This window comes from Bradyrhizobium sp. (genome assembly GCF_030654605.1).
GTDB lineage: Bacteria > Pseudomonadota > Alphaproteobacteria > Rhizobiales > Xanthobacteraceae > Bradyrhizobium.
Genome location: NZ_JAURXB010000051.1, coordinates 33,343 through 53,889 on the forward strand (window position 1 = coordinate 33,343; position 20,547 = coordinate 53,889).

Here is a 20,547-nt window from a genome sequence, read left to right on the forward strand (position 1 = left end):
GGTTATGGGTCCCTGCGTTCGCAGGGACGACGACGTAGTTAGAGGCTCCGCCCCGTTCCCTCATTGAGCCAGCACGCCACCTGATGTTTTGTGCCCGCTTCCGCCAGCACCGGCGTATCCACCTTGCACCTGTCCATCACATAGCGGCAGCGAGTGTGGAATGCGCAGCCGGAGGGCGGATTGATCGGGCTCGGCACGTCGCCGTCGATCATCGGCTTCAGCGTCTTCTTTTTCGGATCCGCCACCGGCACCGAGGCCAGGAGGGCCTGCGTATAGGGATGCCTCGGGTTGGCGAACAGTTCGGCCTTCTCCGCGATCTCGACGATGCGGCCGAGATACATCACGGCGACGCGGTGGCTGATATGGGCGACGACGGCGAGGTCGTGGGCGATGAACAGATAGGAAAAGCCGTGCCGGCGCTGCAGGTCGATCAGGAGGTTGATCACCTGGGCCTGGATCGAGACGTCGAGCGCCGAGACCGGCTCGTCGCACACGATCAAATCGGGGCCGAGCGACAGCGCGCGAGCGATGCAGATGCGCTGGCGCTGGCCGCCGGAGAACTGGTGCGGATAGTTCTGCATTTGATCGGCCCGCAGCCCGACCTGATCGAACAGTTCCGCGACCCGTTCGCGCCTTTTTTCTCCCTTGGCCAGGTCATGGACGCTGAGCGGTTCGCCGACGATATCGCCCGCCGTCATGCGCGGATTCAGCGAGGCGAACGGGTCCTGGAAGATGATCTGCATCGAGCGCCGGTGCTCGCGCAGATCCGCCTTGCCGAGATGGGTGATGTCGAGGCCGTTGATCCGGATGCTGCCGCTGGTCGGCTCGACCAGCCGCAGGATGGCGCGCGCCACCGTCGATTTGCCGCAGCCGGATTCCCCGACCATCCCGAGCGTTTCGCCGACGCCGACCGTGAAGCTGATGCCATCCACGGCATGCACCGTGCCGACGCGGCGGCGCAGCACGCCGCCCCGCACCGCATAATGCTTGACGAGGTCGGTGACCTCGAGCAGCGGCGTTGCGTCGGTCATGGCGTCACCGCCGTTTCTGCGGCGCGCCAGCACGCCGCCAAGTGATGGTCGCCCCAGTCCTGCAACGGCGGATATTCGGCATGGCAGCGTTCGATCGCGAGCGCGCAGCGCGGCGCGAACGCGCAGCCCGGCGGCAGGTTGGTCAGCGACGGGACCATGCCGGGAATTTCGACCAGCCGCGCATCGGAGTTGGAGCCGAACGTCGCCACCGCGGGCATCGATGCCATCAGGCCGCGGGTGTAGGGATGCCTCGGATTTTCGAACAGCGCCTCGACGCCGGCTTCCTCGACCTTCTTGCCGGCATACATCACGATGACGCGCTGCGCGGTCTGCGCGACGACGCCGAGATCGTGGGTGATCAGGATCAGCCCGGTGCCGAGTTCCTTCTGCAACTCGACGATCAGCGCCAGGATCTGGGCCTGGATGGTAACATCGAGCGCGGTGGTCGGCTCGTCCGCGATCAGTAGCGCCGGCCGGCACGCCAGCGCCATCGCGATCATGGCGCGCTGGCGCATGCCGCCGGAGAGCTGATGCGGATATTCGGTGGCCCTTCGCTCCGGTTCCGGGATGCGGACGAGGCGCAGCATTTCGACGGCCTTTGCCCAGGCTTCCTTACGGGTGATGGAGCGATGCAAGCGAACCGCTTCGGTAATCTGGTCGCCGATCCGGATCACCGGGTTGAGCGAGGTCATCGGTTCCTGAAAAATCATCGAGATGCGGTTGCCGCGGATCGCGCGCATCTCGGCCTCGTCGAGGCCGAGCAGGTCGGTGCCTTCGAGCGCCACCGAGCCGCCGACGATCCGGCCCGGCGGATCCGGCACCAGCCGCATGATCGACAATGCGGTGACGCTCTTGCCGCAGCCGGATTCGCCGACGATCGCCAGCGTCTCGCCGCGGCGAATGCTGAACGAGATGTCGTCGACCGCCTTGAACAGCCCGGAATTGGTGAAGAACACCGTTTGCAGGTTCTTCACGTCGAGAACCATATCGTCTGCCAGAACCTCGTTCATCAGCCGCGCTGCCTCGGGTCGAGGATGTCGCGCAGCGCGTCGCCGAACAAATTGGTGCCGAATACCGCAAGGCTGATCGCAATCCCGGGGAAGATCACCAGCCACGGCGCGACACGGACATATTCCGCGGCCGATTCCGACAGCATGCGGCCCCATGACGGATAGGGTTCGGGAATGCCGAGGCCGAGAAACGACAGCGAGGCCTCGGTGAGAATCGTCGAACCGAGCTGCGCCGTCGCCAGCACGATCAGCGGCGCCAGCGTGTTGGGCAGCACGTGGCGCAGCGCGATGCGGGTTTCGCTCATGCCGATCGATTTTGCGGCCTCGATGAACGGCAGCTCGCGCAGCGCCAGCGTATTGGCGCGGATCACGCGGGCGACCGTGGGGATCAGCGGGATCGCGATCGCGATGATCACGTTCGGCAGCGACGGCCCCAGCGCCGCGGTCATGACCAGCGCCAGCACCAACAGCGGCAGGGCCTGCAAGATATCGGTAATGCGCTGGAACACCAGATCGACCCAGCCGGACAAATAACCCGAGGCGAGGCCGACCATCACGCCGATCGAGGAGCCGAGCAGGGTGGAGCCGACGCCGACGGCGAGCGAGATGCGGGCGCCATGGACGATCCGGCTCCAGACGTCCCGCCCGAACGCGTCGGTCCCTAGCCAATGCTGCGCACTGGGGGGCGCCAGGCGCTGCAGGGAATCGACGGAGAGCGGATCGTAACGGCCGATGAGATCGGCCAGCAACGCGGCCAGCACGAACAGCACCATGATGACGAGGCCGATCGCGCCGAGCATATGGCGCCGCGCCAGGAACGTCAGCTTTCGCCAGCCATGCGTCGAATGGGCGCCGGCGCGTCGCAGTTCGCTATCGTAGTTGATGACGGCCAAGCTTTGGCTCCTAATCCGTATAGCGAATGCGTGGATCGATCGCGGCGTAGAGCATGTCGACCGTGAAGTTCGTGACCACGACAACCACGGCGATCAGCATCACCAGGTTCTGGACGATCGGATAGTCGCGCCAGCGGATCGCCTCGACCAGGAAGCGGGCGACGCCGGGAATGTTGAACACGGTCTCGGTGACGATCAGGCCGCCGATCAGGAACGCGGCCTCGATGCCGATCACGGTGATAACGGGCAGCACGGCGTTCTTCAGTGCATGGTGATAATTGACGGAGGCCTCGGACGCCCCCTTGGCGCGGGCGGTGCGGATATAATCCTGCCGCAATATTTCCAGCATCGAGGAGCGGGTGATCCGCATGGTCAGCGCGGCGCTGCGAAAGCCGACCGCCATCGCCGGGACGGCGTAGATCGCGAACGCCTCGGTCCAGGTCGCCGGGTTCGGGTTGAAGATCGGCATGGTCCCGAACATCGAGACCGACGCCATCAGGATCAAGAGGCCGAGCCAGAACGAGGGCAGCGACAGGCCGCTCAGGCTGACGACCCGCAATGCATAGTCGAGCCGGGTGCCTTGCTTTACCGCGCTGATGACTCCAAGTGGAATGCCGATCGAGGCGGAAAACAACAATGCGAGGGCGGCCAGCTTTGCGGTGATCGGAATCCGCGGCAGGATCTCCTGCAGCGCGGGCTTCTCGGACACGTAGGAATAGCCGAGGTCGCCGTGCAGCAGCCCGCCGATCCATTGCATGTATTGCACGACGATCGACTGGTCGAGCCCGAGCTCCTTCTCCAGGTTGGCCTTGTCGGCCTGGTCGACGAATCCGGCCGCGTCGAACAGGATGTCGACGATGTTGCCGGGTACGATGCGCAGCAGCACAAAGATGATGACCGAGATCCCGAACAGGGTCACGAGCATCAACACGAGACGCCGCACGATATAGGCAAACAACGGGCTGCTCCTGTCAGCGCGTATTCCGCGAGCGTGGATAGCAAGCCTGCGATCGGAATACGCGCAAATATTAGAGGCTGGCGGTCGGGTCCTGCCGCGAGGTGCGGCTCAAGACGCTACTTGTCCATCCACAAATCCTCGTAGCGATAGCCGTTGTAGGAGCTGTTCACCATGATGGTGATGCCCTTGACATGAGGCTGCCAGCACGAGCCCGAGCGGCCATGGTAGATGATCGGGCGGGCGACGTCCTCCTGAAGCTTCTTGTCGATTTCCCAGACCAGCTTTTTGCGTTTGGCGACGTCGGCTTCGATCGACTGCTCGCCGAACAGCTTCTCGATTTCCTTGTTGCAGTAGTTGGTGTAGTTCCGCTCCGAGCCGCAGGAATAGTTCTCGAAGAACGACTGGTCGGGATCATCGACGGCATTGCCGGTGAGGTTGAGGCCGAGCGCGTAGTCCTTGCGCGCGACTTTCGAGAACCAGTTGGCGGTTTCGACCACTTCAAGTTCACCGTCGATATAGATACCCTTGAGCTGGTCGATCAGGATGATGGCGGGGTCGCGGTAAATCGGAATATTGCGGGTTGCGACCTTGACCGCGAGGCGCTTGTCCGGTCCATAGCCCGCCTTCGCCATCAGCTTGCGGGCTTCCTCCCGACTGGCGTTGATGTCAGGGCCGTAACCCGGAATCTTCTCCAGCATCTCCTTCGGCATGGACCACAATCCGCCCGGGGCTGGAAGCATGGTACCGCCGATATCCGCCTGACCTTCAAACAGGATCGAGACAAAGGCCTTGCGGTCGAGCGTCAGCGCCATCGCCTGACGAATATCCAGATTGTCGAACGGCGGCGAAGACGAGTTGACGATGATATTGGTGCTGACGTTGTTGGGTGCGACGACACACACCGCCTTCGGCGCCTGCGCCTTGACATCCTTGAGCAGCGGAATCGTCACCCCGGTCGGGAACGTCATGTCGAACTGGCCGGAAATGAAGCCGAGAATGGCGGTCGACAGGTTGGGAACGATATTGTACTCGATGCCGTCGAGATGCGGCAGGCCCTTTTTCCAGTAGTCCGGATTGCGGGTGATCTTGATCGATTCGTTGGCCTTGAACTCGACGAACTTGAACGGGCCGGTGCCGACCGGCTTGGTGCGCATGTCGCCGGGCGAAACATGGCAGGGATAAACCGGCGTATAGCCGGAAGCGAGTAGCGCCAGCAGCGAAGGCTGCGGCCGCTTCAGGTTGAACGCGACCTCGAAATCGCCGCTCGGCGTGACGTCAACGACCTCATTGTACCAGGATTTGCGCGGGTTCTTGCGGAATTTCTGCTGCGACTTGCCCATCACCATGTCGAAGGTGCATTTGACGTCGGCGGACGTGAACGGTTTGCCGTCATGCCACTTGACGCCTTGCCTGAGCTTGAAGCTGAGCTTTTTCCCGTCACCGCTCCAGGCCCAGCTTTCCGCGAGATCCGGCACGATCGAATCGAGGGAGTTTTGCGCCACGTCCTGTTTGTACATGACGAGATTGTTGAAAATCCCCATGAAGGGAATGTTGACCGAGAAGGTAGCCTCCTCATGGATCGAGGCGCTGGCTGGACTGTCGCGGTGATGAACCTTCAGGATACCGCCCTTCTTGGGTTCGGCAGCCAGCACGGCCACATTGGAAGCTGCAAATAAAGACAACGCCACCGCCGCAAGTGTACGCACGCCCGACATATTCCCCTCCCTCGATCATTCAGTCTCAGCGGACCGATTGTCGCGGAGGTTAGCCATGACGGCGCGGCGACGCAACCGGCAAGGCCGGGTGCGGGAGAGAAAGGTCCAGCCTCACCCCGATGTCGTCCCCGCGGACGCGGGGACCCATACGCCGCGGCGGTTGTTACTTCAAAAGGTCTCTACCGCCTGCGTCCTTACAGCTGGAACGCGGCGTATGGGTCCCGGCTCTGCGCTCGTGTTGCTCGCTTGGCCTGGACGACAGAGCGCGGGATGCGCTAGCCGGAACTCGTCAGACTTCCAGCTTGTCGCCGCCCTTCAGATCGAGAATTTCGCGGGCCTCGTCCGACGTCGCCACCTGCAGGCCGAGGCCTTCGATGATTTTGCGGGCCAGCGTGACCTGCTCGGCGTTCGAGGCCGCCATCCGGCCGGGCGCCGCCCACAGCGAGTCTTCGAGGCCGACGCGAATGTTGCCGCCCATGGCGGCGGCCATCGCCGCGATCGGCAGTTGGTTGCGCCCGGCGCCGAGCACCGACCACACCATTTTGTCGCCGAACAGCCGGTCGGCGGTGCGCTTCATGTGCAGCACATCCTCCGGATGTGCACCGGTACCGCCCTGCAGTCCGAACACCGTCTGCACGAACAGCGGCGGCTTCACCATGCCCTGCTCGAGGAAGTAGTTGAGGTTGTAGAGATGCGCGGTGTCGTAGCATTCGAATTCGAAACGGGTGCCGGTCTCCGACAGCGTCTTCAGGACGTATTCGATGTCCTGGAAGGTGTTGCGGAATACGATATCCTTGTTCTGCAGGTGCTTGAGCTCCCAGTCATGCTCGAATTTCTTGAAGCGGTTCAGCATGCCGAAAAACGCAAAGTTCATCGAGCCCATGTTGAGCGAGGCGACCTCCGGCTTGTAGACCGCCGCCGGGCGGACGCGCTCGTCCACCGTCATGGTCGGCGCGCCGCCGGTGGTGAGGTTGATCACGCAGTTGGAGCGCTGCTTGATGATTTTCAGGAACGGCGCAAAGGCTTCAGGGCTCTGGTCCGGCTGGCCGGTCTTCGGATTGCGGGCGTGCAGATGCACGATGGCCGCACCGGCTTCGGCGGCATCGACTGCGGCGTCGGCGATTTCCTGCGGCGTCACCGGCAGCGCCTTCGACATCGAGGGGGTGTGGATCGCGCCGGTCACGGCACAGGTGATGATGACTTTGCGGCTCATGGGATGCTCACTTTGTTAGAGTGGGTAGATTCTAAATCGTCATTCCGGGGCGCGCGCCAGCGCGAACCCGGAATCTCTCTAGGCTCCGGGTTCGTCGCTGTCGCGACGCCCCGGAGCGACGTTTTGTTGTTTGGCTTTGTGCGCGGCCAATGCCGCCAGGCGCTCGTTGCGCCGCTGCGTCAGTTCGGCGATGCGTTCCGGCGTCGGCTGATGCGGCCAGGCCGCGATCACCCGATCCACGTTCGGGCTTTGGTAGACTTCGGGTCCGGCGGCAGCGGAAGCCAGCTCCTTATAAAAGCCGGTATAGCGCGCGCAATAATCGGGGATGCCGCCGGGCGCGTTGAGCTCGATGGTTTCGAACGGTCCGAGAAACGACCAGCGCAACCCGAGGCCATCCTTCACGGTGTGATCGAGATCCTCGGCCGAGATATAGCCTTCGCCGACCAGGCGAAATGCTTCGGCGAGCAGTGCGCCCTGCAACCGGTTCAGGACAAAGCCGTTGATCTCGCGATTGATGGTGACGGGTACTTGTCCGATCTCGCGATAGATGGTGCGGGCACGGTCGATCGCGTCGGGCGAGGTCCACGGCGCGCCGCACAGTTCGACCAGCGGCACCAGATGCGGCGGGTTGACGGGATGGCCGACCAGGCAACGCGCCCGGCCCGGCAGCGCTTCGGTGAAGCGCGATGCCGTGATGGCCGAGGTCGATGACACCAGCAGCGCGTTCGGCGGGGCGAGCTTGTCGAGCTGGGCGAAGATGGTCTTCTTGTCCTCGACGATCTCCGGCCCGTTCTCCTGGACGAATTCGACGTCGAGCAGGGCTTCCTGCAGGCTGGCCGCGATCGAGACCCGCGCCACCGCGCCGTCGGGATCGTCGCAAAGACCGTGACGCGCCAGCGCGTGCAGTTCGTCGCGGATCAGGCGGGGCGCCGCCTTCAGGGTCGGAACATGCGGGTCGGTCAGCCGCGCGTTCCATCCGGCGCGGGCGAAGATCGTGGCCCAGGCGCGCCCGATCAGGCCGCAGCCGACGATGGCGACATTGCGTTCAGTATTGGCCATTTTCTGCTCTCACAAACCTTGGTCTCACAGCCAGAGCACCTTGCGCCAACAATTGCAGGCCCGAGGGCCCTCGGAGGGTTCGTCGAGCAACAGCACCCGCACATCGCCCGAGCGACGGGCGAGCGCGCTGTTGTTCGCTCGAAAAGCGCGTTGTCTCGCTTGCCGTGATCTGTGATCACAATTAGGCTCGCAAAAGTCCGGACCGTTGTCGAGTCCCCTCTCGAAAATCCAGGGCCGGCAACGGTGCCGCGGATTTCATTCTTTCGCGCGGCGGACTTGCCGGCTGATATCTTCCAACGACATCGCGGAGTGACCATGGATCTCGAACTCAAGGGCTTGCGCGTGCTGGTAACCGCCGGTGCCAACGGCATCGGGCGCGCCATTGCCCGGCGTTTTGCAGCCGAAGGCGCCAGAGTTCATACCTGCGATGTCGATGAAATCGCGCTGTCCGAACTGGCCTCCAGCGATCCCGCCATCACATCGACGCCCTGCGATGTTTCCAACCGCGCGGCCGTGCAAAAACTGTTCGCGGAAGCTGTGGCAAAACTCGGTGGCCTCGACGTGCTGGTCAACAATGCCGGCGTCGCCGGACCGACGGCCAAGGTCGAGGAGATGAATCCGGAAGACTGGGACCGCTGCCTGGAAATCTGCCTGACCGGGCAGTTCAACTGCACCCGCCTTGCCGTGCCGCATCTGCGCAAGAGCCCGAACGCCTCGATCGTCAATATTTCCTCGGCGGCCGGCCGGCTCGGCTTTGCCATGCGCACGCCCTATGCGGCGGCGAAATGGGGCGTGATCGGCTTCACCAAATCGCTGTCGATCGAACTCGGGCCGGACAACATCCGCGTCAACGCAATCCTGCCTGGCCTCGTCGCCGGCGACCGGCAGCGCCGGGTGCTGGAAGCCAAAGCGCAGCAGCGCGGGATTTCCTACGCCGAGATGGAGCGCACGGCGTTCTCCTACACCTCGATCAAGGACTATGTGACGCCGGAGCAGATCGCCGACCAGATCCTGTTCATGTGCAGCCCGCGCGGCAAGACGATTTCCGGCCAGGCTATTTCGGTGTGCGGCGATACCCAGATGCTGGGATAGGCGGGGATCGAAGAAGATTGACGGCCCGCGAGGCTACCGGTCCCGCTTGAGTGGCAAACAGCCCGTGCCCCAACATGAGGCCGGAGTGAGAGGCGCTTCCGCACAGCTCGGCGGCCAAGGTCTTCCAGATTCGGCTGGCGTTCGTGGAATTGCCCCAGCCTCTGCGGTAGGACGCGCCCCGCTGGAATGATGTGATGACAGCGCAGCCGCCGGGAAGCCGGCGTTCGCTAGAATATCAGCACCTTGTCGGCCTCGATGGTTGCGCCGGCGAGTTCGTCCATCGTGCTGCGACGTGCCCCCTGTATCAGTTCGGCGTCACCAATGCCGCGCGCGTCCATGCAGGTGCCGCACAAGAGCACTGCTCCGTGGCTGCTGAGAACGCGTTTCAACATCCGCTCCACATTGTAGTAGCCGTCGGGCGTCTTTTGATTAGCCTTGCCCGCCAATACGGCATCCGCCATCAAGAATACGGTTACCTGCATCGACGGGTCCTTCTTCACGAGGGCGTGCGCGAGCCTCAGCGCATTATAGACGCGCTCCGTGCCGTAGGGCGGGTCGTTGACGATAAACAGGCCTTTCATCGACGTGCCGTTCCCGAACCGGATAGCAGATCCCTGCTTCATGATCGGCGCTATCAATTTCGCCGCGCGCGACAGGTTGAAAATTAGGCCGTGATGGGTTCTTCCTTTTGATTTAGGTCAAGCGGGCGCCCAAGGAGCTTACCTCGCGGCAGGCAGTTCGGATGCTTCAGCGCAAATGGCGCCGACAATCTCGTCCAGCACCGCAAGCGCGTCTCTGGTACCGTCGGCCTCGCCCTTCTCAAAATCGTCGCCGGATTGTCCCATCGTATTCGTCACATGGGCCAGACAAAGCACCCTCGCTCCCGCCGCGCTCGCAAAGGCATAAAGCGCGGCCGCTTCCATCTCGACCGCGAGGACACCCTTGTTCCTTGCAGCGTCGATGGCTTCCGCGGTCTCTCGGAACGGGGCGTCCGTGGTCCAACTGGAGCCGACGACGCAGCGCGGCTTGTGCGCCGATATTGCCTTCCATGCCGCCGCCACCAGTCGCGGGTCCGCGTCAGCGAATTCGGCGGGCGGCGCATAGTGATAACTGGTTCCTTCGTCCCGCAATGCGCGGTCAATGATCACGAAATAGGGCGGCGGTCCCGACGGCACGATTTGCCCGGCCGAAGTAAGGCTCACCAGCAGACGACAGCCGCTCGCAAACAGTTCCTCCGCCACCAGTACGGCGAACGACGATCCCACCACACGGCCGACGATTCCGACTTCCCGCCCACCGAGCGAGAAGCAATCAAGTTCGGTATGGTAGCAGGGCCAGTTTTGAAACCGCCGGGTTTTTCCTGCGGCGCGGAGCGTCCGGACAAGATCGCCGTCGGGGTCCAGGATGCAGACGCTCGGCACGTCGGCAACTTCAAGTTTCTTCTGCCGTCGCGCCTCGCGCAGCAGGGCCGAAGGCGCAAACACGGATGGCGAAGATGTGTGTTTGTTGTCCAATATGGGAGGTATAAGCATCTGCCATCTTCACCCTTGACGCGGCCAGCGGAGATTCGCTCATGACCGATGCGAACCGGAAATCCCATTGGGAAACAGTCTACACGACCAAGGGCGAGGACCAAGTCAGCTGGTTTCAGGAAAATCCGGCGCCGTCGCTGGAACTGATTGACCTTGCCCGGCCGGCGCCGGAGTCTGCCATCATCGATATCGGCGGCGGCGCGTCACGGCTGGTCGACAGCCTTCTGGCGCGCGGGTTCGAGCGCGTGACGGTGCTGGACATTTCGCAAGCCGCGCTTGACGCCGCCCGGGCGCGACTCGGCGACCGCGCGGGCGAAGTGGAATGGGTCGCCGCCGACGTCACCAATTGGCAGCCGACCCACGGCTTCGACATCTGGCATGACCGGGCCGCCTTTCATTTCCTGATCGATCCAGCGGACCGCTCCGCCTACGTGGCGCGTCTGCGACAGGCGGTCAGGCCCGGCGGCCATGTCGTCATCGGGACCTTTGCCCTCGACGGTCCGGAAAAATGCAGCGGGCTGCCTGTCAACCGGTACGATGCGGCAAGCCTTGCTGGGGAATTGGGCGAAGGTTTTGAGCTGGTGGACTCCCTCAGGCAGGATCATGCCACGCCATGGAACTCGACCCAGCATTTCCAGTTTTGCATTTTCCGGCGAACGGGCCGCGTTGGAAGCACCGCTTGAGCAGGGATGAAAACCTTGCGATTGCCTTGCAGGAACTGACGGAATCCATCTTTCCCGTCACGCGAGGTTAACTACCCGGGCAAGCCCGCATCGCCTTAAATTCCGGGCAGCCCTAATGTAGGGTGCCCGAAACCGGTCGCGAGGCGAAGCGAGCATGGCAGGCGCAGGGAATGAGGATCGGGCGACCGAAAGCAATTCGTTTTCGGAACCCGCAACGGCCGGTTCTGAGCCGGTCGTCAAGGTGGCTGCCGTCACCGTCGACCTGCGGGACGGCTTTCGAAACGAGCGCCGGACCCCCGAATACCGCGCCATCCACGGCCTGTCGGCGGACGCGGATGACACCCACCAGGACTGGATTGCGCGACTGCATCCTGATGACCGCGATCGAACGGTGCGGAAATTCATCGATGCGGTGAAGGGCACCGGCGAGCAGTTTTCGTCGCAGTATCGAATCATCAGGCCTAACGATGGACAGGTGCGCTGGATCGCCACCGAGGCCCGGATCGAGCGCGATCCCGACGGCGCTGCCCTGCGGCTGGTGGGCGCTCACATCGACATCACCGATCTGGCCATTGCCAAGGAGACACTGCGCGAGAGCGAGGAAAGGTTCCGCCTGATCGCCAACAGCGCGCCGGTGCCGATGTGGGTCACCAAGATCAATCGCACCCGTGCCTTTGCCAACCAGGCTTACCTCGAATTTCTCGGCGTGCCTTACGAGCAGGGGCTGGCGTTCGATTGGCGGACCATCCTGCATCCGGACGATGTGCAACGCATTGTGAAGGAGAGTGTTGCCGGGGAAGCAACGCTCAAGCCATTCGTGCTGGAAGGGCGGTATCGCCGGGCCGACGGGCAATGGCGCTGGATGCGATCGGAATCGCAGCCGCGCTGGGATCCGACCGGAAAACATATCGGCTTCATCGGCGTCGCCCACGATGTGACGGTCGCCAAGGAAGCCGAATTCGAGCTTCGAAATCTCAACGAAACGCTGGAGCAGCGGATCGCGGAACGCACCTCGCAGCTTCAGTCAAACGAAGCGCAGATGCGCACGATATTCGAAACCAGCAATCAGTACCAGGGACTGCTGGACCTGCAGGGAAACGTTCTCTACGCCAATGCGACGTCGCTGGCCGGTATCCGGGCCAGCATATGGGACGTTGCCGGAAAACCGTTTTGGGATTCACCCTGGTTTGCAGCGACGGAGGGAATGCGCGACATCGTGATGGAGGCCTTTGCAACGGTGCTGCGAGGCGAGAGCGTGCGGAGGGAAATGCAGCTCGATCTTCCCGCCGGCGAACGCTTCTTCGATTTCACCATGCGCCCGGTGTTCGATCAGCACGGCGTCGTCTCCGCGGTCCTGCCCGAGGCCGTCGACATCACCGAGCGGCGGCAGGCCGAGGAGGCGCTGCGCCACTCCCAGAAGATGGATGCGATCGGCCAGCTGACCGGCGGCGTCGCCCATGATTTCAACAACCTGCTCACCATCATTCGCTCGGCGACCGACTTCCTGCGCCGCCGCGATCTCGGCGAGGACCGGCGCCGCCGTTACGTCGATGCGATTTCGGACACGGTCGATCGCGCGTCCAAGCTGACCGGCCAGCTTTTGGCCTTTGCCCGGCGGCAGCCGCTGTCGCCACAGGTGTTCGACGTCGGCTCGCAGGTCGAAACCATCGCGCAGCTGATCCGCCCGCTGATGGGCGGCCGTATCCAGATCGATGTCGAGCTTTGCGATCCTCCGTGTCTTGCCACCGCCGACGTCGCGCAGTTCGAAACCGCGCTGGTCAATCTCGCGGTCAATGCCCGCGATGCCATGGCGGGAGAGGGCAGTCTCGTCATCCACGCCGATGTGGTCGATGCCATTCCGGCGCTGCGCGGTCAGGCGCGCCGCGACGGCCGGTTCGTCGCCGTTTCCGTCACCGATAGCGGATCCGGGATCCCGGCCGACATGCTGGAAGTCATCTTCGAGCCGTTCTTCACGACCAAGGATGTCGGCAAGGGCACCGGCCTCGGCCTCAGTCAGGCGCTCGGCTTTGCCAAGCAGTCGGGTGGCGAAATCAATGTCACGAGTACGCCCGGCAAGGGCGCCACTTTCACCATCTATCTGCCTCAGGCCGAACGTCTGGCGAAGGGCGCGGAGATCGCCGCGGTCGGTGCGGAAGCCGCGATGAGCGGGCGCGGGCATTGCGTTCTGGTGGTGGAAGACGATGAAGAGGTCGGACGTTTTTCCACCGAATTGCTGAGGGATCTCGGCTACGCCATCAAATGGGCCGCCAATGCCGGCGACGCTCTCGCCGCGCTGGCCGAGGATGAGCTCACCTTCGATCTGGTGTTCTCGGATGTCATCATGCCCGGCATGAACGGCGTCGAACTCGCCAACATCATTCGCGATCGCTATCCGGGCCTGCCGGTGGTGCTGACCAGCGGATACAGCAGCGTTCTCGCCGACAATGCCCATCGCGGGTTTGAGCTGATCCAGAAGCCATATTCGGTGGAATCGCTATCGCGGACACTGCGAAAGGCGATTTCCGAGCGGCGGGTGTGAGGTTGACTCCGCCGGCCCCTGGATGAAATCGAGTCGGGCACGCGACGAGAATGACGGCATTCAAGATCACGCTTGATGGCGACAGCGGGATGCTGGGATAATCGACACATGATTGTTCGCACGCCCAGGAGGGTTTCGTGAACGTTGCAAGGTTGCGCCGGACAGCTATCGTGCTTGGCTGCGTGGCGTGGATGGCCGGCCCGGCGCTGGCTCAACCCGCAAAACTGTCAGGCTACAACGCCGACATCCGCGAAAGCTCGATATCGGGCGTCTCGTCCGGCGCGTTCATGGCGGTCCAGTTCGGAACTGCCTGGTCGTCGGTGATCAGGGGCGTGGGCGTCGTCGCCGGCGGCCCTTATTGGTGCGCGAAGGCCAAAAGCTGGCTCAGCTACTGGTCGGCGCTTTCGAACGCGACCGGCGTCTGCCTGTCCGGACCGCTGTCCGATCTCAGCGAGTTCTTCGCCAAGGCCGACTCCAAATCGGCTTCCGGCGCGATCGACTCGCTGCAGTTGCTGGGTCGGCAGAAGATCTACCTGTTCCACGGCTATAACGATGACAAGGTGGCGCGGCCCGTCACCGACGCTGCGGCCGGCTTTTACCGCCACTATCTCGGAGAGGCCAACCGCGGCAATCTGTTCTACCAGACGACGATCGGCGCCGGTCATTCGCTGGTCGTCGCCCAGGATCCGCCGCGAATCGATCTTGGCGCATGCCAGGCCAACGTCGGCCCGTTCATCGGCCAATGCGGCTATGATCAGGCCGGAATCATCCTGCAGCATATTTACGGCGCGTTGAATCCTCCCCGACAGGGCCCATTGACCGGCACGATCAAGTCCTTCGATCAGTCGGTCTACGCCAAACCCGCGAGCCTCAGCCGGATCAGCCTGGGCGAGACCGGCTATGTGTTCGTGCCAAAATCATGTGCGGATGGCGAGGCATGCGGGGTCCATATCGCCTTGCACGGTTGCAGGCAGACGGTCGACGATATCCAGAAGCGTTTCATCGATCATGCCGGGTACAATGCCTGGGCAGATACCAATCGCCTGATCGTGCTTTATCCGCAGACGGTCGCCGCGAGCGGACCCTGGCCGTACAATCCGCAGGGGTGCTGGGATCTGTGGGGTTACGTCGACTACGACGACAGCTACGTGACCAAATCCGGCGCGCAAATCAGGACGATCAAGGCGATGCTCGACGCGCTGACGGCAAGCGCCGCGCCCGCGATCGTCGCTGCACCGGCACCGACCGTGGCGCCGGACCGGCTCGCGGTGGTCGACATCACAGACACCAGCGCGGCCCTGGCGTGGACACCGCAAGCGGGAACCGCCGGCTATCGCGTCTTTCGCGCCGGTGCCGACGGCCCCTTTGCGGCGGTGGGCGATGCGACTGGTCCGAGTTTCGCCGATTCGGGGCTGACGCCGCAAACCGCGTACCGCTGGCGCGTCTCGACCATCGTCAATGGAACCGAAGGTCCGGCCTCCGGAGAGGCGACTGCGACCACCCGGGTTGCTCCTGTACCTTGCCAAAAGCCCGGCACTTGTCCGATCGGTCCGTAGCAGAGGCGCCTGAGCCTCGCTTGCTTCCCGCGGCTTTGCACAGGGCAGCCAAAGCGGCGTAAAAGCCTTGGGATGATTCCGTGGAAGCAAATCGATACGACAAGCGTGCCGGGCTCGGACGTCGAACTGCGTCTGATGCAGCGCGGCAACGAATTCTCCATGAAGCTCGGCCAGAACGAGCTGATGAGCAGCCGCCTCTCCGGATCGGAGGAGGCGCTCGCCACGCTGGCCTGCCGGAGGCTGGAGGCGGTCAGGGCGCCGCATCTGTTGATCGGCGGGCTGGGCATGGGCTTTACGCTGCGCGCAGCACTCGCGGTGCTGGGGCCGAAAGCGCGGATCACGGTGGCCGAACTGCTGCCGGCCGTGATCGCCTGGGCGCGCGGGCCGATGGCCGGGATCTTCGGCGACAGCCTCGACGATCCCAGAGCGAAAATCCTGAGCGCCGATGTGATCGAGGTGATCGCGTCGAAACCTGGGGCGTTTGACGCCATCCTGCTCGATGTCGACAACGGCCCGGAAGGGCTGATCCGCAAGGCCAATGACGCTCTGTACGACGCGAAGGGGCTGACGGCGATCCATCGGGCGTTGAAGCCAGGCGGCGTGCTCGCGGTCTGGTCGTCGGGGCCGCACCCGGCTTTTTCCAAACGGCTGCGTGGTGCCGGCTTCGAGGTGAATGAAGTCGCGGTGCGCGCCACCACCAGGCGCGGCGGCGCGCGCCATCTGATCTGGTTCGCGACCAGGAAGGTTTAGAGCGGCGATGCCGCACAAGATGATATTGTCATCGCCCGGCTTGACCGGGCGACCCAGTATTCCAGAGGCCTCTCGGCTAGACTAAAGAACTAAAGCCGACGCGTCTTCATCCTCCGGCGACCTCAGGATAAAGATCAATCCAGTTTGGATCGTCCTTCTCGATCAACGCAATCTTCCAAGCCCGCCTCCATTTCTTCAGCCGCTTCTCACGATGAATGGCAGCTTCAATGTCTTCGAAGCACTCGAAGTAGACCAGCCGATCCACATCGTAATCTTTGGTGAAGCTTTCGGCAGTGCCTGACTTGTGTTCGTACACGCGGCGAACGAGATCGTTGGTTACGCCGATATAAAGCGTGCCGCCGATGCGGCTGGCCAGGATATGGACCTAGAAACTACGTGCTCCCATCTGCGGTCTCTGGGATACCGGGTCGCCCGGTCAAGCCGGGCGATGACAGTATCATTTGTGGCTCGCAAACGAGCAACCGTCAGCAGCATCAAGTCTCTTCGACCTCGTCGGTCCAGACCTTGAAACTCACCAGCGTGTTCGGCCCGAACGTCTGGGTGATCGGCACGTCGGAGGCATCGCGGCCCTGCGCGATCAGGATCCTGCCGATCCGCGGAATGTTGTTCCGGGGGTCGAAGGTGTGCCAGTGGCCGCCGAGATAGGCCTCGAACCAGCCGGCGAAATCGCCGGCTGCCCAGGGCTTTGGCGTGCCGATGTCGCCGAGATAGCCGGTGCAATAGCGCGCCGGAATATTCATGCAGCGGCAGAAGGTGATGGCGAGGTGGGCATAGTCGCGGCAGACGCCCTTGCCTTCATCGAACGCTTCCGCCGCGGTCTTGGTGGCGCGGGCGTGCTCATAGCCGAACTTGATGTGGTTGTGAACGAAATCGCAGATCGCCTGAACCCGCGCCCAGCCCGGTGGCGTCTTTTCGAACATCCGCCAGGCTACGTCGGACAACCGGTCGGTTTCGCAATAGCGGCTGCCGAGCAGATAGACCAGGGTCTCCGCCGGCAGGTCTTCCACCGCATGCTGAAGGGCCAAACGCACGATCGGGTCGGGCTGGCCGCTGTCGCGAACCATGCCGTCGGCAGCCAGCCGCACGCGGCCAGCCGGTGCGACGATGCGGCTGCACCAGTTACCGAAGCCGTCGCGATAGGGCGTGATCTCGACCGACGGGCTGACGGTCAGAAAATCGGGAATGATGACGTCGGACGCCCGCGTGAAATGCGCACCCAGCACCATGATGACAGGCGTGGGTTGCGGAAACTCGTAAATTATCTCGTAACCGACGCGGATCTTCAAACTGATTACCCCGATGCTATGGTTTTCTGAAATTTGCCCGACACGCTCTGTCGCTTGAAGCCGGCGGCGCGATCAATCGCGTCCGCCCAATACGGCCATCTTCACGAAATGGCTACCGCATCCGTCGAATACAAGCCGTCAGCCGGATTTCACGCGCCTGCCCGCAATGCAACTGCGCAAGCAAACCTTGTTGCCCGCCGTTCCCCGGCGGCGTCACGCCGGGCGTAACATTATCGCCAAGACCATAATCTTCTGGGACGGCTATGGTTCCGTGCGCAGGCACGCCCTGCTTTGATTTAGCTCGCTATTGGCGCGCGATGCGCGCAGTAATCGACTTTCCCATGTCGATCTTTCATCGGCACATCGAGCAAGAGTGAAGCTGTCCATGTCCGCGAACTCAACCGACGTGCCGAACGTCCTCATCGTCGAGGACGAAATGATGCTGCGGATGCGCGCGGTCGATATCGTGGAGGATGCCGGCTTCCACTCGGTCGAGGCCGTCAATGCCGACGAGGCGATGTCGATCCTCGAATCCCGCTCGGACATTTCTCTGTTGTTCACCGACATCCAGATGCCCGGAACCATGGACGGCCTCAAGCTGGCCCACACCGTGCACAACCGCTGGCCCGGCATCAAGATCATCCTGGTCTCCGGCCAGGTGAAACCATCCGAGGCGGAAAGGCCGACAGACAGCCGCTTCTTCGGCAAGCCGCTGGGTATGCAGCAAATGATCACCGAATTGCAGACCATGGTGGGTGTTGGTGCGCTCAAGATCGTTCCAAGACCGGTCGTTCTGCCGGCGGAGGAGATCGTTCACACGGTGGCGCCAGTTCACAAGGCAGCGCCGCTCGAGCCGCCGCTCTCGGCGCACGAGGCAGTGTTGTCGGCCGAGAACGACAGCCTTCGGGTGCTGCTCGAACAGGCAGGCATCGACGCCAAAGTACTGCTGGCGCAGGCCGGCATCGACGCCAAGGAGCGCGAGGCCGCCGACAAGCTGCAGAAGCTGATCCTGGGCGAACTGCATCATCGCATCAAGAATACGCTCGCCACCGTCAGCGCCATTGCATCGCAAAGCTTTCGCGCCGCGCCCACCATCGAGCACGGGCAGCAGGCCATGGAAGGCCGGCTGGCCGCGCTCGGCCGCGCCCATGATCTGCTGATGCAGATCAGCTGGTCCAATGCCAGCCTGACCCATACGTTCAGCGGCGCGACCGAGCCGTTCGAAAGCCAGGGCGCCCGGCGCTTTCATTTCAACGGGCCGGATATCCGGATCACCTCGGGCGCCGTCATTGCGCTGGCGATGACGTTCAACGAGCTCTGCACCAACACCACGAAATTCGGCGCACTGTCGATTCCGGCCGGCCGCGTCGAAATCGCCTGGACCATCGACGAAGACAAGCAGCGGCTCCGCCTGACCTGGACCGAAAAAGCCGGCCCGCCGGTCCAGCCGCCGGAACGCCGCAGCTTCGGTACAAGGATGATGGAGTCGCTCGGCCAGCAATTGAACGGCCAGGTGCAGCTCAGCTACGCTCCCACCGGCTTTGTCTACGCGCTGGACGTGCCGCTGGGCTCGCTGATCGCGGCGGCGTGACGGGCGGCGCCGTCGTCACGCGCTAAGGCCGTCGAAGTGTCTTCCGCCGAACCGCATTCGTCGGTTCATCCCCGGTCAGCGCGGCCGCCTGCTGCAACTCATGCCGGAACTCGTCGCGCCGCTCGTGGATCGAGGCGATGACCAGTCCGGTGGCCTGTCCCAGGCCGATCAATGCCGCTTCCGACAATTGCAGGCTGGCCTCGATGGTTTCAGGCACGGCGTCGGTGACGCCGATTCGATAGAGGTGGCGCGCGTGGTCGGCATCGCGGGCGCGCGAAACGATCACGATGTCGCTTCGCAGCGCGCGCACCTGTCGCACGACTTCGTCGATTGCGTCCGCCGCGGCAACCGTAACGATCACGGCCTTGGCATCCATCACCCCGCACGTCCTGAGGAATTCCGGCAGCGTGGCGTCGCCGTAGTAGACCTCTCGGCCGCTTCGCCGCTGTTCGGGCACGGCGGCAGCGTCATTGTCGACCGCAAGATAGGGACAGCCGTGCCGGTCCAGCATGGTGCAGACGACCTGTCCGACCCGGCCATGGCCGACGACGATGGCATGGCCGGTGCCGCCGGCCGGCGCCACGGTGAGTTCCGGAGCGAGCACCCTCGGCTCCCGGAATCTCGGCGCCAGCCGCCGCGCGACCAGCGACAGCGCCGGGATCAGCGCCATGGTGACCGATGTAACCGTCAAGGTGAAGCTCGATACGTTGGCGCCGATGAGCCCGAGCGAGGTGGCGAGGCCGATGCCGACGAAGGCGAACTCGCCGCCGGGGCCGAGCAGAAGACCGGTTTCGATCGCGGCAGACCAGGACAGGCGAAAGATCCGGGCGAGGCCGGTCAGCAGGACGGACTTGATGACGATGAGTCCGGCGACGGATGCCAAGAGCAGCAGCGGCTCGCGGGCGAGCTCGCGCACGTCGATGTTCATGCCGACGGTAAAGAAGAACACGCCCAGCAGCAGTCCCTTGAAGGGACCGATGGTGGTTTCGATTGCCTTGCGGAACTCGGTTTCGGAAAGCAGCAGCCCCGCGATGAACGCTCCCAGTGCCATCGAAAGTCCGGCCGCGGCTGCAGCGACACCGGCGCCGATGATCACGAACAGCGCCGCCGCCACAAACAACTCATGCGAGGCGGTGGAAGCCACCAGCCGAAACAACGGTCGCAACAGCAGGCGGCCGACGATCACGATCGCGGCAACGGCCAGCGTCGCATTCACCAGCGCAAAGCCGAGATGGGTCATGACCGAGTCGCCGGAACGGCTGCCCATGATGGAGACCAGGAGCAGCATCGGTATGACCGCGAGGTCTTGCGCCAGCAGGACGGCGAAACTGGCTCGGCCGGCGGTGGTGGCAAGCCGGCCATGGTTGGAAAGCACCTCGATGACGATCGCGGTCGAGGACAACGCAAGGCACGCACCGAGGATGACCGATACCGTGGGCGGGCTGCCGTACAGGCTGGCGATGCCGCCGATCACGGCAGCGGAAAGGATGATTTGCAGGCTTCCCAGCCCGAACACCAGCCGGCGCATGGTCTTCAGGCGTTCAAAGGACAGCTCCATGCCGATAATGAACAACAGGAACACCACGCCGAGTTCGGCGATACCGGCCACGTTCCTGGC

The 20,547-nt window shown here is 63.4% G+C and carries 18 protein-coding genes; 6 read left to right on the top strand and 12 right to left on the bottom strand.

Annotated elements, in window-relative coordinates; genetic code table 11:
- Positions 1–38: 38 nt before the first annotated feature.
- The 7 genes from Q7U29_RS04460 to Q7U29_RS04490 form a co-directional block, all read right to left on the bottom strand.
- Complete coding sequence (locus Q7U29_RS04460; protein WP_304738950.1) at positions 39–1,031, bottom strand: ABC transporter ATP-binding protein; 993 nt, start codon at positions 1,029–1,031, stop codon at positions 39–41.
- Positions 1,028–2,041, bottom strand: a complete 1,014-nt coding sequence (locus Q7U29_RS04465; protein WP_370691696.1) for an ABC transporter ATP-binding protein — start codon at positions 2,039–2,041, stop codon at positions 1,028–1,030. Before Q7U29_RS04465 ends, Q7U29_RS04460 begins: the two co-directional genes overlap by 4 nt.
- Positions 2,041–2,934, bottom strand: coding sequence for an ABC transporter permease (locus tag Q7U29_RS04470; protein ID WP_304738952.1), 894 nt, complete (start codon positions 2,932–2,934; stop codon positions 2,041–2,043). The genes Q7U29_RS04465 and Q7U29_RS04470 overlap by 1 nt, the downstream gene beginning before the upstream one ends.
- Before the next feature lie 10 nt (positions 2,935–2,944).
- Positions 2,945–3,892: an ABC transporter permease gene (locus Q7U29_RS04475; RefSeq protein ID WP_304738954.1), complete on the bottom strand. Its 948-nt coding sequence runs from the start codon at positions 3,890–3,892 to the stop codon at positions 2,945–2,947.
- A gap of 116 nt (positions 3,893–4,008) precedes the next feature.
- Positions 4,009–5,607, bottom strand: coding sequence for an ABC transporter substrate-binding protein (locus tag Q7U29_RS04480; protein WP_304738956.1), 1,599 nt, complete (start codon positions 5,605–5,607; stop codon positions 4,009–4,011).
- A 289-nt stretch (positions 5,608–5,896) separates the two neighbouring features.
- The gene (locus tag Q7U29_RS04485; protein WP_304738958.1) at positions 5,897–6,820 is read right to left on the bottom strand and encodes a 3-keto-5-aminohexanoate cleavage protein; all 924 of its coding nucleotides are present in this window, start codon (positions 6,818–6,820) and stop codon (positions 5,897–5,899) included.
- Between the two features lie 78 nt (positions 6,821–6,898).
- Complete coding sequence (locus Q7U29_RS04490; RefSeq protein WP_304738960.1) at positions 6,899–7,879, bottom strand: 3-hydroxyacyl-CoA dehydrogenase; 981 nt, start codon at positions 7,877–7,879, stop codon at positions 6,899–6,901.
- A gap of 315 nt (positions 7,880–8,194) precedes the next feature.
- On the opposite strand from Q7U29_RS04490, the gene Q7U29_RS04495 reads away from it, so the two are divergent.
- Positions 8,195–8,971 carry an SDR family oxidoreductase gene (locus Q7U29_RS04495; RefSeq protein ID WP_304738962.1) on the top strand — a complete coding sequence of 259 codons (777 nt, stop codon included), beginning with the start codon at positions 8,195–8,197 and terminating at the stop codon, positions 8,969–8,971.
- A gap of 227 nt (positions 8,972–9,198) precedes the next feature.
- Here Q7U29_RS04495 and Q7U29_RS04500 read toward each other — a convergent pair whose 3' ends face one another.
- The gene (locus tag Q7U29_RS04500) at positions 9,199–9,552 is read right to left on the bottom strand and encodes a DsrE/DsrF/TusD sulfur relay family protein (protein ID WP_304738964.1); all 354 of its coding nucleotides are present in this window, start codon (positions 9,550–9,552) and stop codon (positions 9,199–9,201) included.
- Positions 9,553–9,690: 138 nt separating this feature from the next.
- Positions 9,691–10,503, bottom strand: coding sequence for a nucleoside phosphorylase (locus Q7U29_RS04505; protein WP_304738966.1), 813 nt, complete (start codon positions 10,501–10,503; stop codon positions 9,691–9,693).
- Between the two features lie 41 nt (positions 10,504–10,544).
- Between Q7U29_RS04505 and Q7U29_RS04510 the strand changes: the two genes are divergently transcribed.
- The 4 genes from Q7U29_RS04510 to Q7U29_RS04525 all read left to right on the top strand — a co-directional run bounded on the left by Q7U29_RS04510 (position 10,545) and on the right by Q7U29_RS04525 (position 16,031).
- Positions 10,545–11,186, top strand: a complete 642-nt coding sequence (locus Q7U29_RS04510; RefSeq protein WP_304738968.1) for a trans-aconitate 2-methyltransferase — start codon at positions 10,545–10,547, stop codon at positions 11,184–11,186.
- A 154-nt stretch (positions 11,187–11,340) separates the two neighbouring features.
- The gene (locus tag Q7U29_RS04515; protein ID WP_304738970.1) at positions 11,341–13,725 is read left to right on the top strand and encodes a PAS domain S-box protein; all 2,385 of its coding nucleotides are present in this window, start codon (positions 11,341–11,343) and stop codon (positions 13,723–13,725) included.
- A gap of 137 nt (positions 13,726–13,862) precedes the next feature.
- Positions 13,863–15,281 (top strand): hypothetical protein, encoded by a 1,419-nt coding sequence (locus Q7U29_RS04520; RefSeq protein WP_304738972.1) that lies wholly within the window; start codon positions 13,863–13,865, stop codon positions 15,279–15,281.
- 72 nt (positions 15,282–15,353) lie between these two features.
- Complete coding sequence (locus Q7U29_RS04525; protein WP_304738974.1) at positions 15,354–16,031, top strand: spermidine synthase; 678 nt, start codon at positions 15,354–15,356, stop codon at positions 16,029–16,031.
- Positions 16,032–16,137: 106 nt separating this feature from the next.
- On the opposite strand, the gene Q7U29_RS04530 is transcribed toward Q7U29_RS04525, so the two are convergent.
- Positions 16,138–16,410: a GIY-YIG nuclease family protein gene (locus Q7U29_RS04530; RefSeq protein WP_304738987.1), complete on the bottom strand. Its 273-nt coding sequence runs from the start codon at positions 16,408–16,410 to the stop codon at positions 16,138–16,140.
- 115 nt (positions 16,411–16,525) lie between these two features.
- On the bottom strand, positions 16,526–17,338 hold the full coding sequence (locus tag Q7U29_RS04535; RefSeq protein WP_304738976.1) for a transglutaminase family protein: 813 nt from the start codon (positions 17,336–17,338) through the stop codon (positions 16,526–16,528).
- Between the two features lie 385 nt (positions 17,339–17,723).
- Between Q7U29_RS04535 and Q7U29_RS04540 the strand changes: the two genes are divergently transcribed.
- Positions 17,724–18,929: an HWE histidine kinase domain-containing protein gene (locus Q7U29_RS04540; protein ID WP_304738978.1), complete on the top strand. Its 1,206-nt coding sequence runs from the start codon at positions 17,724–17,726 to the stop codon at positions 18,927–18,929.
- A gap of 22 nt (positions 18,930–18,951) precedes the next feature.
- On the opposite strand, the gene Q7U29_RS04545 is transcribed toward Q7U29_RS04540, so the two are convergent.
- Positions 18,952–20,547: cation:proton antiporter (locus tag Q7U29_RS04545; RefSeq protein ID WP_304738980.1), on the bottom strand; the 1,596-nt coding region annotated here is incomplete at its 5' end.

Excerpts from the sequence above, each read along its gene's own strand:
- Q7U29_RS04460 (WP_304738950.1), bottom strand. The coding sequence starts at position 1,031 with ATGACCGACGCAACGCCGCTGCTCGAGGTCACCGACCTCGTCAAGCAT.
- Q7U29_RS04465 (WP_370691696.1), bottom strand. The coding sequence starts at position 2,041 with ATGAACGAGGTTCTGGCAGACGATATGGTTCTCGACGTGAAGAACCTG.
- Q7U29_RS04480 (WP_304738956.1), bottom strand. The coding sequence starts at position 5,607 with ATGTCGGGCGTGCGTACACTTGCGGCGGTGGCGTTGTCTTTATTTGCA.
- Q7U29_RS04485 (WP_304738958.1), bottom strand. The coding sequence starts at position 6,820 with ATGAGCCGCAAAGTCATCATCACCTGTGCCGTGACCGGCGCGATCCAC.
- Q7U29_RS04490 (WP_304738960.1), bottom strand. The coding sequence starts at position 7,879 with ATGGCCAATACTGAACGCAATGTCGCCATCGTCGGCTGCGGCCTGATC.
- Q7U29_RS04495 (WP_304738962.1), top strand. The coding sequence starts at position 8,195 with ATGGATCTCGAACTCAAGGGCTTGCGCGTGCTGGTAACCGCCGGTGCC.
- Q7U29_RS04500 (WP_304738964.1), bottom strand. The coding sequence starts at position 9,552 with ATGAAAGGCCTGTTTATCGTCAACGACCCGCCCTACGGCACGGAGCGC.
- Q7U29_RS04505 (WP_304738966.1), bottom strand. The coding sequence starts at position 10,503 with ATGCTTATACCTCCCATATTGGACAACAAACACACATCTTCGCCATCC.
- Q7U29_RS04510 (WP_304738968.1), top strand. The coding sequence starts at position 10,545 with ATGACCGATGCGAACCGGAAATCCCATTGGGAAACAGTCTACACGACC.
- Q7U29_RS04515 (WP_304738970.1), top strand. The coding sequence starts at position 11,341 with ATGGCAGGCGCAGGGAATGAGGATCGGGCGACCGAAAGCAATTCGTTT.
- Q7U29_RS04525 (WP_304738974.1), top strand. The coding sequence starts at position 15,354 with ATGATTCCGTGGAAGCAAATCGATACGACAAGCGTGCCGGGCTCGGAC.
- Q7U29_RS04540 (WP_304738978.1), top strand. The coding sequence starts at position 17,724 with ATGTCCGCGAACTCAACCGACGTGCCGAACGTCCTCATCGTCGAGGAC.